16 protein-coding genes and 2 pseudogenes are annotated in these 16,015 nt (G+C 39.8%); 14 read left to right on the forward strand and 4 right to left on the reverse strand.

Translation table 11 applies throughout. From position 1 onward, the window contains the following. Positions 1 to 466 precede the first annotated feature (466 nt). Genes ACH63V_RS16805 through ACH63V_RS16820 form a run of 4 tightly spaced genes read left to right on the forward strand, consistent with a single transcriptional unit; the run spans position 467 to position 3,751 of the window. Positions 467 to 1,486, forward strand: a complete 1,020-nt coding sequence (locus ACH63V_RS16805; RefSeq protein ID WP_396464129.1) for an ABC transporter substrate-binding protein — start codon at positions 467 to 469, stop codon at positions 1,484 to 1,486. A 2-nt stretch (positions 1,487 to 1,488) separates the two neighbouring features. Next, positions 1,489 to 2,499 carry a FecCD family ABC transporter permease gene (locus ACH63V_RS16810; protein WP_396464130.1) on the forward strand — a complete coding sequence of 337 codons (1,011 nt, stop codon included), beginning with the start codon at positions 1,489 to 1,491 and terminating at the stop codon, positions 2,497 to 2,499. Beyond that, positions 2,496 to 3,260, forward strand: a complete 765-nt coding sequence (locus ACH63V_RS16815; protein WP_396464131.1) for an ABC transporter ATP-binding protein — start codon at positions 2,496 to 2,498, stop codon at positions 3,258 to 3,260. Before ACH63V_RS16810 ends, ACH63V_RS16815 begins: the two co-directional genes overlap by 4 nt. 2 nt (positions 3,261 to 3,262) lie before the next feature. Continuing rightward, on the forward strand, positions 3,263 to 3,751 hold the full coding sequence (locus ACH63V_RS16820; RefSeq protein WP_396464132.1) for a GNAT family N-acetyltransferase: 489 nt from the start codon (positions 3,263 to 3,265) through the stop codon (positions 3,749 to 3,751). Here the strand turns inward: ACH63V_RS16820 and ACH63V_RS16825 are convergent. Continuing rightward, a complete protein-coding gene (locus ACH63V_RS16825) occupies positions 3,746 to 4,534 on the reverse strand; it encodes an AraC family transcriptional regulator (RefSeq protein ID WP_396464133.1) in 789 nt (262 codons plus the stop codon). The genes ACH63V_RS16820 and ACH63V_RS16825 overlap by 6 nt on opposite strands. 98 nt (positions 4,535 to 4,632) lie before the next feature. Between ACH63V_RS16825 and ACH63V_RS16830 the strand changes: the two genes are divergently transcribed. Beyond that, positions 4,633 to 5,442 carry a sulfite exporter TauE/SafE family protein gene (locus tag ACH63V_RS16830; protein WP_396464134.1) on the forward strand — a complete coding sequence of 270 codons (810 nt, stop codon included), beginning with the start codon at positions 4,633 to 4,635 and terminating at the stop codon, positions 5,440 to 5,442. Positions 5,443 to 5,524: 82 nt separating this feature from the next. Here ACH63V_RS16830 and ACH63V_RS16835 read toward each other — a convergent pair whose 3' ends face one another. From ACH63V_RS16835 to ACH63V_RS16845, 3 genes are read right to left on the reverse strand one after another with little or no spacing between them, the layout of a single operon-like run. After that, positions 5,525 to 6,436 (reverse strand): alpha/beta hydrolase, encoded by a 912-nt coding sequence (locus tag ACH63V_RS16835; RefSeq protein ID WP_396464135.1) that lies wholly within the window; start codon positions 6,434 to 6,436, stop codon positions 5,525 to 5,527. Further along, positions 6,420 to 7,319, reverse strand: coding sequence for an alpha/beta fold hydrolase (locus ACH63V_RS16840; protein ID WP_396464136.1), 900 nt, complete (start codon positions 7,317 to 7,319; stop codon positions 6,420 to 6,422). The genes ACH63V_RS16835 and ACH63V_RS16840 overlap by 17 nt, the downstream gene beginning before the upstream one ends. 21 nt (positions 7,320 to 7,340) lie before the next feature. After that, positions 7,341 to 8,393: a sugar phosphate isomerase/epimerase family protein gene (locus ACH63V_RS16845; protein ID WP_396464137.1), complete on the reverse strand. Its 1,053-nt coding sequence runs from the start codon at positions 8,391 to 8,393 to the stop codon at positions 7,341 to 7,343. A 180-nt stretch (positions 8,394 to 8,573) separates the two neighbouring features. Here ACH63V_RS16845 and ACH63V_RS16850 point away from each other — a divergent pair, with 180 nt between their 5' ends. From ACH63V_RS16850 to ACH63V_RS16890, 9 genes and pseudogenes are all read left to right on the forward strand, one after another. After that, a complete protein-coding gene (locus tag ACH63V_RS16850; protein ID WP_396464138.1) occupies positions 8,574 to 9,170 on the forward strand; it encodes a TetR/AcrR family transcriptional regulator in 597 nt (198 codons plus the stop codon). A gap of 77 nt (positions 9,171 to 9,247) precedes the next feature. Further along, positions 9,248 to 9,352: pseudogene (locus tag ACH63V_RS16855) on the forward strand (sulfite exporter TauE/SafE family protein); the annotation flags it as partial. A gap of 180 nt (positions 9,353 to 9,532) precedes the next feature. Beyond that, complete coding sequence (locus tag ACH63V_RS16860; RefSeq protein WP_396464139.1) at positions 9,533 to 10,417, forward strand: phosphoribosyltransferase family protein; 885 nt, start codon at positions 9,533 to 9,535, stop codon at positions 10,415 to 10,417. 11 nt (positions 10,418 to 10,428) lie between these two features. After that, complete coding sequence (locus ACH63V_RS16865) at positions 10,429 to 11,922, forward strand: nicotinate phosphoribosyltransferase (RefSeq protein WP_396464140.1); 1,494 nt, start codon at positions 10,429 to 10,431, stop codon at positions 11,920 to 11,922. Between the two features lie 60 nt (positions 11,923 to 11,982). Further along, entirely contained in the window at positions 11,983 to 12,750 is a 768-nt protein-coding gene (locus ACH63V_RS16870) for an NrtR DNA-binding winged helix domain-containing protein (protein ID WP_396464141.1), read from the forward strand. Between the two features lie 72 nt (positions 12,751 to 12,822). Next, positions 12,823 to 14,217 carry a methylenetetrahydrofolate reductase C-terminal domain-containing protein gene (locus ACH63V_RS16875; RefSeq protein WP_396464142.1) on the forward strand — a complete coding sequence of 465 codons (1,395 nt, stop codon included), beginning with the start codon at positions 12,823 to 12,825 and terminating at the stop codon, positions 14,215 to 14,217. A gap of 518 nt (positions 14,218 to 14,735) precedes the next feature. Beyond that, a complete protein-coding gene (locus ACH63V_RS16880; RefSeq protein ID WP_017392724.1) occupies positions 14,736 to 15,143 on the forward strand; it encodes a DUF559 domain-containing protein in 408 nt (135 codons plus the stop codon). Continuing rightward, a pseudogene (locus ACH63V_RS16885) lies at positions 15,140 to 15,655 on the forward strand (hypothetical protein). The gene ACH63V_RS16880 and the pseudogene ACH63V_RS16885 overlap by 4 nt, the downstream one beginning before the upstream one ends. Positions 15,656 to 15,721: 66 nt before the next feature. Then, positions 15,722 to 16,015: hypothetical protein (locus ACH63V_RS16890; protein WP_396464143.1), on the forward strand; the 294-nt coding region annotated here is incomplete at its 3' end.

Below are 16,015 nucleotides of genomic sequence, written 5' to 3' on the forward strand. Positions count from 1 at the left end.
GTTTTGTGTTTTGTGTTTTGTGTTTTGTGTTTTGTGTTTTGTGTTTTGTGTTTTGTGTTTTGTGTTTTGTGTTTTGTGTTTTGTGTTTTGTGTTTTGTGTTTTGTGTTTTGTGTTTTGTGTTTTGTGTTTTGTGATTTTGTTATTTGATATTTAATTGTTTGGGTTGTTTAAATTAGTTTAAAAATTATCAAGATTTATAATAAATAATAAAAATTAGGTTGGCATTGTTTAATTTCATGAGAAAATAGGTTTTTTAACTGATTATTTCGCTTTGTAAATATATTTTTTTAATATTGGCATTTTTATTGCTTAATTACTCTTATCTTTAGTAGAACATTTAATTTGATACCCTATAAATGATAATTCAAACCGTCTTGCTCTCTTATGGTGTTTTTTTCACATGAAAAATGCACCAAATAGACACATCTTTTTATTTTGCACTGTATTTGTGCATGAGGTGGTGTAATGAGGTTTTGGGCTTCGGTACTCACTTTACTCATTCTATGTGCATGTTCTTCATCTGAGCAAAATAGAAAAACTCAAGAAAACTTAGCAGCCCATTCGATATGCGTTTTTGATAGTACAAATACAAAAGTGTGTGTAGCCAAGCCAGCGCAAAGAATTGTTTCTCTATTTGAGTCAGGTTTAGATGGCTTATATATGCTAGGGCAAGGCCATAAAGTGATTGGCATACCAGCCGAAGTATACATTCAACCTTTATTATTTAACGCCTATTCAAAAATAGATCAACGCATTGCCAATAAACAGCTTGCAACGCCTTCACAAGGTGCCAATACAACCAATATTGAAAGTCTTGTATTGTTAAAACCTGATCTAGTGATTTTGGGAAGCGGGCAAACCCAAACGATTGAACTGTTACGGCAGTTTGGTATTGCTGTATATGTCATGGAGTCCAGTACCTACCAGCAAGTGAAAGAAGAGCTGTCTGAAATTGCTATTCTGAGCGGCGCCCAAAAGCGAGCTCAGGAAATTTTAAATTTCTCTGATGAAATTGTGGCAGAAGTCGCAGCCAAAACGGCCCGTCAGCCAAATAAACAATCGATTTACTATGCTTGGTCTGGTGGCCGAGTTTTTTCCACTTCGGGACGGGAGTCAATTACCAATGACTTTATTGAGCTGGCAGGTGCTTACAATATTGTTCAGACTGCTGCTAACCAACCCAATGTAAATCCCGAGACCCTCATTGAATGGAACCCTGACAATATTGTGCTTTGGAATACCAACCCAAAACTGATTTATGAACGAAAAGAATTACAAGGCTTAAGTGCCGTACAAAACCGTAAGGTATTTAATTTGAGTCCTGCATTTATTTATAACCCACATACCATCAAAATCATTATTACGGCGATTTATTTGAATCACAGTATTTATCCTGAACAGTCTGATTTACCAGTAAGTGCTTTACAACAGCGTATTTTAACTAAGTTGTATGGTGAGCACCTTGCCAAAGCATTGGTGCAATGAATATGGAAAAGCTGAAATATTATTGGTTTTACCCATTACCGTTCGTGATGATTTTTATCTCGTTGCTCATAGGGCCAACTCAAACATTGAGTGCATGGGACTATTTGCGGTGGGGTGTGCAAGCAGTGTTTGATACACCATATTTTGATGCTGAGCAATTTAGGCTGATGCAAAACATTTTGGTCAATGTCAGATTACCCAGAATTTTACTGACCTTTATGGTGGGAGCTGCGTTAGCAACTGCGGGAAATGGTTTACAGGCATTGTTTCGTAATCCTTTAGTTGACTCATATGTGCTCGGTATTTCATCTGGTGCGGCGTTTGGTGCAGCTTTAGCACTTTCTTTAAGTTGGCTTTCGCCAAACTTATCAGCCTTTATTTTTGGTATTTGTGCTGTTGGCTTAACGTATTTATTTGCGCATCAAAAACATGAAAGCCAGACGTCTTTAGTGATGGTAATTTTATCGGGCATGATTGTTTCGGGGCTGTTTTTGGCAGGACTTACAGTTATTCAATACTTAAGTGATCCATTTAAACTGCAAGCCATTGTGCAATGGACGATGGGCAACTTACATCAGGCGTCTTGGCAAAAAGTTCAATATGCCGTGCTACCAATCTGTATTGGTCTTGCTGGATTATTTGCGATGCGTTGGCGCTTAAACTTAATGGCACTTGGTGCTGAAGAAGCACAGGCGGTTGGTGTTAACCCACGCTGGGAACAGCTTCTTTTAATTGCGCTGGTGACTGTATGTACGTCAACTTCTGTGGCAGCGGCTGGCATTATTAGTTTATATGGACTGTTTATGCCGCATATTGTAAGAATGTTGGTTGGGCCAGATCACCGCTACAGTATTCCTGCCAATATGGTGTTGGGCGGCAGTTTTCTACTGTTGATTGATAACTTTTCTCGGGTTTTACTGACGTTTGAAATACCAATTGGTATTTTTACCATGCTACTTGGCGCACCATTTTTCTTATTATTAATGAAAACACAGAGGACTCATTGGGCATGATACAAATTGATCAGTTAAATTATGCCTATGGGCATAAACAGGTTCTCAAAAATATTCACTTGGATTTTCCTGAAAATCAGTTTTCCGTCATTTTAGGGCGCAATGGCTGTGGCAAATCGACACTTTTTAAATTGATGGCTGGCTTAGAACCTGTAAAAGATGGGTTGATCCGTTACTCTGGAAAACCATTATCAGACTTTAAAGGTAAAGATCGGGCTGCGTTACTTGGCTTTTTACCGCAGTTTCATAAAACCGTATTTCCATTTTTAGTTAAGGATGTAGTAATTACGGGACGTGCTGCTTTTAGCAGATATAGACCTTCAAAATCAGACTGGGAGCGTGTAGATCAAGCTTTACTTGATTTAGATATTGAGCATTTACGTGAACGTTCTTATACAGAACTATCAGGTGGTGAAAGGCAATTGGTTATGATTGCGCGCATTTTAGTGCAAGCACCCAAAGTGATTTTGCTTGATGAGCCAACCAATCATCTCGATGTTTATTACCAGTCTTATTTAATGAAAAAATTGCGTCAGTTGTCGCGACAAAATTTTACGGTGATTGCAATTATGCATGATCCCAACTTGGCTTTTTTATTTGCAGATCATTTGTTTTTTATGCGCCAACACGAAGTAGTTAAGCCTGAGTCTAAAACACGAATCACCGATCCGAAGTTTTTAAAAAGTGTCTATGATGTTGAGTTCCATGAAGCCATGATTCAAGACAAAACCATTGTTATCCCTGATTATTCTTGGCTATAAATATGACTTTTCACTATCATCTAGCAGACAAATCAGACTATGCATCTGCTGTAGAGTTTGCACTTTATACAAGACATTTATTATTTCCAGAAATCTATCATGGGCAAGTTCCCAAAGATTTAAAAAATTTTGGGCAATATTATGTTAATGATCCATTAGGTTGCTTTATTACGGTAAAAGATAAAAACCGTATTATTGGCACTATTGCATATCGGGCGTATGACCATCGTTTTGATTTAAATTTGCCTTCTAATACAGTGGAAGTGGTTAAGTTGTTTGTATTGCCTGAATACCGCCGCAATGGCATCGCAACCATGCTATGTAAAATGTTGTTTAGCCATGCACAAAAGAATGAAATTACCACTTTGTATTTGCATACCCATCCATTTTTGCCAGCGGCTGAAAAGTTTTGGCGTCTACAAGGCTTTGATGTCATTAAACGTGAGTGGATTGAGACCTATGACACCATTCACATGAGTAAATCTTTATAGTGCTTTATCATGTGCATGAAATCTTTTTTGAAAATGGGTAGGTGGATAACCCATAATTTTACTGAACATTGCGGTAAAAGCTGCCGAGTGTTCATAGCCCAAACTAAAGGCAATTTCCGTAATTGAGATATTCTCTTTTAAGGCATTTAAAGCATAGATGATGCAGACCCGATTACGCCAAGCCTGAAAGGACATGCTAGTTTCTGACTTAAACCAACGGTGAAAAGTCCGCTCACTTTTATTATGGTTATTTGCCCAATCTTTAGGGCTGCTATGAATATCGGGATGCTCCATAAACTCAGCACACTGTTTTGATAGTAATGTGTTGTGAGGCAATGGAATAAATAGAGGCAACGCGGGTGCAGCTTCTAATTCATATAACAATAAATCGATAACAGCGCCGTCACGACCTGAACGTTGGTAGTCAACAGGCAGTTGATTTGCTTGAATCAGTAACTGATGCATTAACGGTGAAACTTGCACGACCTCGCAATAGTTTGCCTGTCTTGGGGCATTACTCACTTCTATATACAAACTATAAGTACTGACTTTAGATAGCCATACCTGATGTGGTTTGCCTGCGGGTATCCATACACCGCTGTACGGTAACACGAGCCATTGTCCATCTTCAGTTTCAACTTTCATGAGGCCTTCGGGTGCATATAAGAACTGAGCACGGCGATGGCTATGCGTATATAACAAAGTATCAGCAGGATAATCTGACCCTAACGCTAGAACTGCTTGCGGTAGATGGTCTACCTCATTAATTGGAATATTACGCATATATTTTTGTCTGAAATAAATAAAAAAATGGCTTTTCTACGTTAGTTTGCCACAGGGCTATTTTATATCATGCCTCTATAAATATGAGGAAGATAACGATGCTATATGAGCTATTTTTATTTGGACTACTTTCAGGCATAACCACTTGGTTATTTGGCTTTGGCGGCGGATTTGTTGCTGTGCCTTTGCTTTATACAGTCATTATTCAAAAGTGGAGCAGTGAAAGTAGTGTCGGCATACATGCCATGCAAATCGCCGTAGCTACATCAGCTTTTGTCATGCTATGTTCGGCAAGTTTTGCAACCTTTCGGCACTATCGGTCCGGACAGATTGATTGGCAAAAAATCCGCTTTTTATGGAGTGGTATCGCATTTGGTGGAGTTGTCGGTGCTGTAATGGCCTCATTGTTTAATGGCAGTTGGCTTCGTTGGATATTTATGGGTTATGTGTTCATAACCATTATTGATTGTTATTACCGACCAGGCTTTATGGTGGCATCAAGGCAAAAGCAACACTATGGTCAAAACACTGAACTCATTAAAGGCGGAATTATCGGCTGGGTTGCAGCACTTTTAGGGGTTGGAGGAAGCGTAATGACAGTTCCTTTATTACGGCGTCGGGGTAGTTCTATGGCAGAGGCCGCGGCTATTGCAAATATTCTCACGCTGCCTTTGTCTTTAACTGCAACGCTGACCTATTGTGTATTGTCACTTTGGCAATCTACATGGGCACCTAGTGGATTTATCGGTCTAATCTGGTTAGAAGCTGCCTTATTCTTGGTTGCAGGAACATGGATTGGGCTATATTTTTCAGAAAAATTTATTTCAAAACTACCTGATTTATGGCGTGCAAAGTTGTATCCATTACTTTTAATCTTGGTTTTGCTGGTGATGCTTGTTGGCAATTAATTATTGATTTAATTTGTTACCGTAGCTAGCACCTATAAATCAACATATTACGTATTTATAAATGCTAGCTATGAATAGATGGTTATAGTGCAATTTTACTATAGATCGTTCTTGCTTCTGAGGTAATTGCTGTCATGTGAATCGCGCCGTGAATCATTCCATCTAATAAATGAAAGTTCACCTGAATACCAGCATCCCATAGTTTTTGAGCATATCTTTCACCATCATCCCGAACAGGGTCATATTCACAAACAAAAATGGTTGCATTTGGCAGTCCATCTAAAGACTGAGCGAGTAACGGACTTACAAGTTCATTCTGTTTTTCATTTTCCTCTTGCACATATTGATTCCAGCAATAAACCATTGTGGATGACTCCAAACCATAGCCTTCGGCGTATCGGCTATACGAATTGCTACTCATCGTGGCATCTAAAGCTGGGTAGAAAAGAAGTTGATGGCTCACCATAATTTCTGGGTGTTGTTTTGCCTTTAAACATGCGGCGGCAGCTATATTTGCGCCCGCACTATCACCACCTACAGCTATACAGTTTTGATCAATTCCAAATAGTGAAGCATGCTTATGGATATAGCGAAATGCTGTAAAAAAATCATTTAAAGGTGTTGGAAACTTAAACTCTGGAGCTAAGCGATAGTCCACAGAAAATACAACGTGTTGAATAGATTCTGCTAACAACCGACAAGTGCGGTTCCATGCATCTAAGCTTCCGAGACACCAACCGCCACCATGTGCAAAAACTAAAGCAGACCGTTGCTCAACATTTTCGAGCGAATAGGGAACATAAACACGCACTTCAATTTCGGCACCATCTGACACAGCAACATAAAAACTTTGCTGATAGCTTGCATCATGCTGAATACCTTGCTGATCAATAATGTCTTTGTTTACTTGCTTCCTAAGTTCTTGTAATGAGTTTACAGCCTGTGAGGTTGGTCTAGACTTAAGCCAGCTTTCAATTTCAGCAAGTAGTGGCATGGCTTTTTTCCTGCTGCAAAAAATCTAAAATGAGTGAGCTAAATACTTCTGACTGTTCTTCCATAATGAAATGACCACAGTCTTTTACAATCGCACTGGTTAAATGTGGTGAAACCTTTTTCATGGTTTCATACGGTGCATTATCCGTAGCATGTTCAGCGCCTATGACTAAAACTGGCATATCTAAACTTTTAGTTTCTCTGATTTTATTTTGACGAATAGTCTCTGGAATAGAGCGGTAATAATTAAAACCCGCCGTTAAACGACCCGGAATTTTATAGGCTTCGATATAAGTTTCAGTCGCCACTTTATCTTTGTGCCACGACCATTTATCAAACATATAATTTAAATAAGTATCTTCACGGCCTGCAATTAAAGCTTCGGGTAAATCTAGGGTTTGGTTAAACATGAAGTGCCAAAGAAAAATGTTTTCACTCGGCTCAACAAAAATAGGAGGTGCGGGTGCTAAACCGGGAATCACAGCCTCTGTGACCGCAAGACGAGTGACTGATTCAGGAAAGTCAGATGCAAGTGCATAGGCAACCCACATACCAATGTCGTGGCCAACAACCGAATAAGTTGGATATTCAAGTTGAGTCATGAGCATCGATAAAATTTTAGCAATACGCCCCGTATCGTAACTTCCATCCAGTGGAGCTGAATTTCCTGTTCCGGGTAAATCAACAGCGATGGCTTGATAACCTTGTTGCGCCAGCTCAAGCATGACTTTGTGCCATGCGTACCATGTTTGCGGCCAGCCCGGAATCAGTAATACCGCTGGGCCTTCACCTAAGGTGACGTAGTGTAATTTTTTACTCTCGATGTGAATGTAATGATGTTGGAATTCGTTATGTGAGTTTTCATTGAATAATTGAGTTTTCATGTTGATTTCTCTTACACTTCCTTAAATACCCAATAGCTGATTAATTTGAGTCTGATTCACAGGGGCAGCAGCAAAGTCATCAAACACTTTATCGGTGACATGAATAATATTTTGCTTAATGAATTCGGCACCTTCGCGTGCGCCATCATCTTTATTTTTGAGGCAACATTCCCACTCTAATGTGGCCCAGCCTTCGTAGTCGTAATGTGCTAACTTTGAAAAAATTGCTTTAAAGTCAACTTGACCATCACCCGTAGAACGGAATCGACCCGCTCGATTTCCCCAGCTTTGATAGCCGCTATACATTCCTTGGCGACCTGTTGGGTTAAATTCGGCGTCTTTAACATGAAACATGCGAATGAAATCTTTATAGATATCGAGATATTCCACATAGTTCAGTTGCTGTAAAACAAAATGGCTTGGGTCAAAAAGAATATGGCAACGTGGGTGGTTATGAGTCCGCTCTAAAAACATTTCAAATGTAATGCCATCATGCAAATCTTCACCGGGGTGAATTTCATAGCAAAGGTTGACGTCTTGTTCATCACAAGCATTCAAAATCGGAAGCCAACGACGTGCTAATTCATCAAACGCTGTTTCAATAAGCCCTGATGGTCTTTGAGGAAATGGAAATACATAAGGCCATGCTAAAGAGCCTGAAAATGTCCCCATATCTTTAAGACCTAAGCGGGCAGATGCCTGAATTGAAGCGAGTATTTGTTGTTTTGCCCACTCGGTTCTAGCTGCTGAATTACCATGCAAATGAGATGGGGCAAAGTTATCGCACATTGAGTCATAAGCAGGGTGTACAGCCATTAATTGCCCAAAAATATGAGTCGTTAACTCACTAATTTTTAAGCCATGATTGCTTAAAGTACCTAATATTTCATCGCAATAATCTTGGCTTTCTGCTGCCAAATTGACATCAAATAAACGCTTATCCCAAGCAGGAAGTTGTACCGCTTCAAAGCCTTGGTTTGCTACCCAAGCAGCAATATCTTCTAGACGGTTAAAAGGGAAAACATCATCACTAAATTGAGCAAGATGAATACTTGGGCCTTTGATGATTTTCATAATAAAACCTAATTAGTTGTCGATCGACAAACAATAGGCTTAATTTTGGATAAAAACAACTTTTTATTTGAAAATCAAAACAAAACGAGAGTATTTTGAATAAATCTCATTGATTTATTTGTGAAAATATTTTTTTCGAATAATAATAAAAAGAGGTACTCAATTTGATAAAGGGTCATTATGGCTGGCAGACCAAGAGAGTTTGATCGAGAAGAAGCCCTCGTAAAAGCGAGAGATTTTTTCTGGCTTCACGGCTATGAAGGCACATCAATGTCAGATTTAGTTGAAGTTTTGGGGATTGCCTCAGCTCGAATTTATAAAGCGTTTGGCTCAAAAGAGGCCTTGTTTAGAGAGGCCGTAAATCACTATGAAAACAACGAAGGTAATTTCGCGCTAAATGCTTTAAAGCAAAAAAATATTAAGGATGCAATAAACCAATTATTTCAAGATGCACTAGCGCTTTACACGCAAACCAACCATTCGTATGGGTGTATGGTTGTGTCGGCAGCGAGTGTGTTAGGTGAAGAAAACCAAGCTGTTTTGGAATGGATGAAAGCACAGCGTATTGCACGGGGCCAAAGTCTGGTCGATCGATTTGTTCAGGCAAAATCAGACGGACAATTGGTGGCAGAGGCGGACCCTAAAATCTTAGGGCAATATTACGCGCTTGTTCTCCATGGGCTATCTGTTCAAGCAAGAGATGGATATTCCAAAGAAGAGTTAGCGACAGTAATCAGCTTTGCTTTACAGAACCTTGATCGATATTTGGCAACCTAATTCAGAAGCATATTAACAAGTCTCTGATTCGGGTTAACCAATCTGTGTAGAGTATGAGGAGACCTAAATGGTTTCCTTTTTTTATTGAAAAATTTATTTCAAAACTACCTGATTTATGGCGGGCAAAGTTATATCCGCTACTTTTAATAATAGTTCTACTCGTCATGCTTTTCGTAAATTAATTTTTTATTTCAATATCTTAAAGAATATTATTCTTAAATAAAAAATCTCTAAATGCTCTAAAACTGCAAATTTTATGTCTTAAATGGCTTTGAAAAAAGTTTAAAAATTAGACTTGCAATATATATTGGCTTTGTGCCACTATATATTCATCGAAGGTCATCAGACAAAAAGGGGATGATATGGCTATCCAGCTTTTAGATGCGGCAAGAAATGAAATTCCAGTGAAATTCACGCAGTTTTCTGGTGGCGAGCGTCATATTCAAATTGATGAAACAACGTTAGGTTCATTATCTGGCAACGTATTGGTTCGCGCCAAAATGACCTCAAGTCACGATGTGATGGACTATTTGTTACTTGAAAATATATTGCTGAATCAGGGTTTAACCGTTGACCTAGAAATTCCGTATTTTCCATACGCACGTCAGGATCGTATTTGTGCAGTAGGCCAAGCATTTTCACTTGATGTGATGACGAAGCTACTCAACATCAATGCCGACAAAAAAGCGGGCAAACAAGGCAAGGTGACTGTTTGGGACTGCCATAGTGAAGTAACAACAGCATTACTCGCTGCCAATACTTCTTTTAGTGAAGTTGTAAATGTGAGTTCAGTTGACATCATCGCAAAGAGTGAAGTGCTAAGCACATTATTAAAAGATGAAAAAACAGTACTGATTTGCCCAGACAAAGGCGCAAAAGCACGCACACAAATGGTTGCAGATGCTTTTAATCTGGAGCGCAAACAACCCATCACTGTTGTTCAGTGTGATAAAAAACGTGACCCAGTAACTGGCAAAATTTTAGGTACGCATGTACATGCGACTGATTTATCAGGCCTAACAGCGGTCATTACCGATGATATTTGTGACGGCGGTGCAACCTTTATTGGTATTGCCAAAGAACTCCGTCGCCTCAATTGCCATAAGGTCGTTCTATATGTGACCCACGGTATTTTCAGTAAAGGAATAGAGGTTTTTGATGGGTTGCTTGACCAACTGTTTACCTCGGACAGCTTTCCACAACAACCATCAGACAAAATTTCAGTAATTGCTTTTGCAGCAAAATAAAGAGAATAAAGATGACTATTAAATTGAATCCATTAAATGCTATCGATTTTTATAAAGCGGATCACAGACGTCAGTATCCAGCAGGCACAGAGTACGTGTACGCAAACTTTACGCCGCGTTCATCTCGACTCGCAAAAATGTTGCCTGACTTCGACGATAAAGTTGTGTTCTTTGGACTTCAGGGTTTTATCAAACACTTTTTAATCGATACATGGAATGAAGGCTTTTTTAAACAACCTAAAGATAAAGTGGTGGCTGCATATAAACGCCGTATGGATAGCTCATTAGGTGAAGGTGCTGTACCGGTTGACCACATTGAAGCATTACACGACTTGGGCTATTTACCTTTACGCATTAAAGCATTGCCAGAAGGCAGCCGCGTCAATATGCGTGTACCCGTGCTTACTGTAATTAATACCGATTCACGTTTCTTTTGGTTAACTAACTATATTGAAACCGTGTTAAGTGCTGAGCTTTGGAAAAGCTGTACTACCGCAACGATTGCCTACGAGTACAAACGTTTATTAACTCAATATGCCGTCAAAACTGGTGCACCACTCGATTTTGTACCTGTGCAAGGACACGACTTTAGTAGCCGTGGCATGAGTGGAATTTATGATGCGGCGCAATCTGGTGTAGGCCACTTAACTAGTTTTATTGGAACAGACTCAGTTGCTTCAATCGACTACGCAGAAGAATATTACAATGCAACAGGTGTGATTGGCGTATCTGTACCAGCGACCGAACACAGTGTGATGTGTATGGGTACAGAAAACAGCGAACTAGAAACCTTTAAGCGTTTAATCTGTGAGCTTTATCCGTCTGGTGTTGTCAGCATCGTGTCTGACACTTGGGATTTTTGGCGAGTGATTACCGAGTTTACGGTAGCTTTAAAATCTGAAATTTTAGCAAGACAACCCAATGCTTTAGGCTTGGCTAAATTGGTTTTCCGTCCAGACTCTGGTGACCCTGTTAAAATTATTTGTGGTGACCCAGACGCCGAAGTCGGCAGCCCAGCTTATAAAGGCGCAGTTGCATGTTTATGGGACGTGTTTGGCGGTACAACAACTGACCAAGGCTATAAGGTGCTTAATGAACGTGTCGGTTTAATTTACGGTGACTCCATTACCCTAGACCGTGCACAGCGTATTTTGGAAGGGCTAGAAGCCAAAGGCTTTGCTTCAAACAACTTGGTGTTTGGTATCGGCAGCTTTACCTATAACTATTTAACTCGCGATACCTTTGGGTTTGCTGTGAAAGCGACTTGGGGACAAGTGAATGGTGTAGGCCGTGAGCTGTTTAAAGACCCAATTACTGACTCAGGTGTGAAAAAATCTGCGAAAGGTCTATTACGCATTGAAGAAAGTGAAAATGGTTTTACCTTATTTGATGAGCAAACAGCCGAACAAGAACGAGGTGGAGCACTAAAAACAGTCTTTGAAAATGGTAAACTTCAATATGAGTGTACTTTGGATCAAATTCGTGAGCGTTTATCCATCGCATAACTAAGTTTAGATGAGCCGTTGCATGAGTATCGGCTCATCATTTTTATTGAGAGGCTGAACGTGACTATTCAAACTGAACAAGAATTCCTTGCCAGTTATGATCGCCGAGATTATGACGCACCTTTACTCACGGTCGATATGGCTATTTTCTCGGTTTTTAATGGTCAATTGCAGGTATTACTCATTAAGCGACCCAACTTTCCAGCCAAAGACCAATGGGCTTTACCAGGTGGTTTTGCCGATTTAAAGCATGATCAAGACTTGATGGCCACGGCTTATCGTAAGCTGGTCGAAAAAACAGGGATTGCTTCACCTTACTTGGAACAAGTTGCTTCTGTCGGTAATGCTAAACGTGACCCGCGTGGCTGGGCCGTAACCATTTTGTATTTTGCTTTAATTGATTTTAATGCTTATCAACATCAAGCCTTAGCTGAGTACAGTGAATGGGTGCCTGTAGCAAAAGCACAAGATTTAGCGTTGGCGTTTGATCATAATGAATTGCTCAGCTTAGCTTTAGAGCGTCTCACCAATAAAACTCGTTATACCGCATTACCAGCCAGTCTTATGCCCGAGTTATTTACGCTGACTGAGCTGCAAACCATTTATGAAATTATTCTTGGGCAATCCTTAGATAAAAAAGCGTTTAGGCGCCGTATGATAGAAGCAGGTGCAGTTGAAGAAACCAATCACAGTAAAATTGTAGGCAAACGACCAGCTCAGCTTTACCGCTATGCACTCGATTCTTTCGATTTTATATTTCCTCGCTCACTCGAATTACCCAGGAATAAAGAGGGTGAAGATAAGCAAAACAATGAGCTTTCTGACTAGCGCATCTTGATGCACTTTGATTTATAATGCCCCGCTTATGATTGATGTCATGTTTTGATCAGCACTTTGCCTATGTCACACGTTTCTCCCTGTTTCCAACAAAATCAGTTTTTTGTATTGGTAGAATATCTCACTTCACTGCATGAAATTTATCCTGTGAAACATGAGTTTGCAGGGTATCCGGCTGCAATGACATTGGCAGATCGCGTACATTCAGATCATGATATCGCGCCGCTTGAAGCCAGCAAAAGTTACCCTGACTCAATCGATAAAGTCTTACACTTTTCAGGTAAGGCCCGAGACATACAAGACTTTGAGCGCTTTTTAGAACAAGCTCAAGCAGCCAATATTCAAAACTTGTTATTGCTTACAGGCGATAAACTCAAAGAACACCATAATGGTCGAGATGGACAGCCTCGTAGTAGATACCTAGAGTCGGTAAACGCCGTAATGGCTGCCAAGCAACATGGCGGGTTCCGTATTGGGGTTGCTTTTAACCCATTTAAATATGTTGAAGCTGAGCGTGACGCACAGTATTTAAAACTACATAAGAAAATTAAAGCAGGCGCTGACTTTATCATTACCCAATTGGGCTATGATATTGAAGCCTTAAAGCAAGCCAAATCATTTTTAACCAAGAACAATTATTCACAGCAAATACTGGCTTGCGTCATGCCACTAACTTTAGGCCGTGCCAATTTTATGGTGAAGCATAAAGTTGCTGGTATTGTAATTACTCCACACATGCTAAAAGTCTTGGCAGATGAAAAACAGGCAGGGCATACAGACCGCGTTTATTTGCGCTGTGCTTTACAGATTTTGATATGTAAACATTTAGGGTTTGCAGGAATTCATTTATCTGCTTGTCACAAACCAGAAGAGCAAATGCTGCTTGAAAGCTACATTGAGCAATACAGACATTTGGAGCTTAAAGCTTTAGAAGAGCTTTGGAATTCACTTTGGCAAGTCACGACAGGCAAAGAGTTTTCGCCTGAAATTACTCGTTTTTCACGTCAGCCAACGTCTAAACAATTAATTAAATATCGCCAGCTACATGTTATGCATGAAGCAATATTTGGATCAAAAATTGCTAAAGGCGTTGGACGGTTTATTTTTAAAGCATCATTTTGGGAAAATGCTTTAGTCGCTAAGGTATTACTTAAAACAGAAGTGCTGAGTAAACATAGCCTAGTCGGTTGTGAAAGCTGTGGTCAGTGTCGTCTAAGCAATACTTTATATATTTGCCCTGAAACGTGTCCAAAAGGTTTAGCCAACGGGCCTTGTGGCGGTACAACTTTAGACCGCTGCGAATTTGGTGACCGAGAATGCATTCATTCCGTTAAAGCAAGACTTGCTAAAGCGGTTGAACAAACTGAAATATTAAAAGATAAATTGATTCCAACTGTATCAATTGAAACTAGGGGAACCAGTTCTTGGAAAAATTGGTATTTAGGAGCTGAGGCTTAAGTTTTATATTAACTGGATACGTTTACGACCCAGTTAATTATGGCAAAGTACACGATCAAGAGTTCCAAGACCACCTCAGGCAAAACGGTTAGTAATAAAAAGCCCACTATGAGTAGATGTTACAATCCTGCAAAGAATCTTTGTGATGAACTCATGCATTACCACTTTGCAGACTTAACGTATGTGATAAATATTAAACACGTGAACAGTTAGATTTCCGAAATTTAGGGTCGCTGGTTCGATGCTCGCCAGGCACACCATACCAATTGAGTGACAAAACAGATTCATACCTTCGCTGAAAAACTCTCACAACATCCTGAGTTCGCAAGCTAGTTTGCAGCTGCAGAAGAAAGTTACGATCAACAAAACTCAGCGATCTAGCTCAGGCCAAGCAATGGGAACCGTATCTCAAGCAAGTCGGGTTCAAAGGCACATTGCAGGGGGCAACATGACAGACCTCTACGATGTCAACGTAGCGCTCTTGGATGGTGAGCTCTACGCTTTTGAAAGGGGCTTGTATGTCTAGCATGAGTTTAGCTGAATACCGTGAATTATTTCCAGTGAAGACAAAGAAGCGCCGTTCAGCAAAGCAAGGTACCAGACAGCCAAGTGAAGGCGAGACGGTACTGGCAACACACTTAAAAGCTTGCAAGATCGGTTTTGAACAGGAATATAAATTTCATCTAAAACGGAAATGGAGAGCAGATTTTCTGATTACCGGTACGAAGATTTTGGTTGAGGTGGAAGGGGGGATCTGGATAGCAGGTGGTGGGCGTCACACAAGAGGCAAAGGCTATATAGGGGATATGGAGAAATACAACTCGGCGGCAATGATGGGTTTTACAGTTTTACGGTTCAGTACAGAACAAGTTAAGTCAGGTTTAGCGGTTCAGCCGATAGAGAAAATGGTTGGGGGAAATGAATGACAGTAATGATCGATAAGAAGCATGTTATGCACTCAGTGGACTGGTCTCGGTTCGATCTGGAAGGTTGGTTATATCAGTTCGGTGAATGGCTAGATCAAAAGAGTTTTACCGGTATTCCTTCTGGCGCATATAGCAATCCAATTGCCTCAGCGATGGTGCAGGCCGAAAAGCAATGACGTCTAAAACGGTTGGGTAAGAAGAAACAAAGAGAAATTATTGCCAATTACTTTGTGAGTGAATTAGACCCATTTCGTAAAACCAAATCTAAAACCCAGTGCCAAATTGATGACAATGAAGCCCGTGCTGTGCAGCGCTTGGTTTTAGATTTAATGGGGCAGAGCGAAATCATGGACGAATGGATGGATGCGATTATTGATCGTTACTTCCGCGGGCAGTCATGGCCGGAGATGGTCAGAGAGGATCGTTCGCAATCAGATGCACGTAGTGATGTGAAATGTGGCTTGGCTGTGTTGCATTGTCGGTATGGGTTTATTGAGATAAAAAAGTGTTGATTTTTAAAAATTTTTTTAGGATATTTATGTTAAATACTTACTTAATCAAATATAGAAATTCTAACCATGACATCAAATAGTGCAAAGTCTTACAAAGTTGAATATTTATGTACAATTGATTCAGATGGCGATTTTTGTAAATCTATCTCTAGTTTTAAATCTTTGTTGAAGTCATACGATAAACTAAAAATAGAAGATAAAAAAATTGTTTGGGATAGTAAAGAGTTTGCATTTGAAATTTCAGATGGTACGGTTTTAAACTCAAATCATAAGTTTTTTCATTTAAAATTCGTTAATGCTAATGCTAACAATAAGCAAGAGTTTTTATCACTTTTGAAAATAATTAGAACAATATTAAGT

Origin of the sequence: Acinetobacter sp. ABJ-A23_2, from assembly GCF_044538765.1 — a bacterium.
In the GTDB taxonomy this organism is placed as follows: domain Bacteria; phylum Pseudomonadota; class Gammaproteobacteria; order Pseudomonadales; family Moraxellaceae; genus Acinetobacter; species Acinetobacter nosocomialis_A.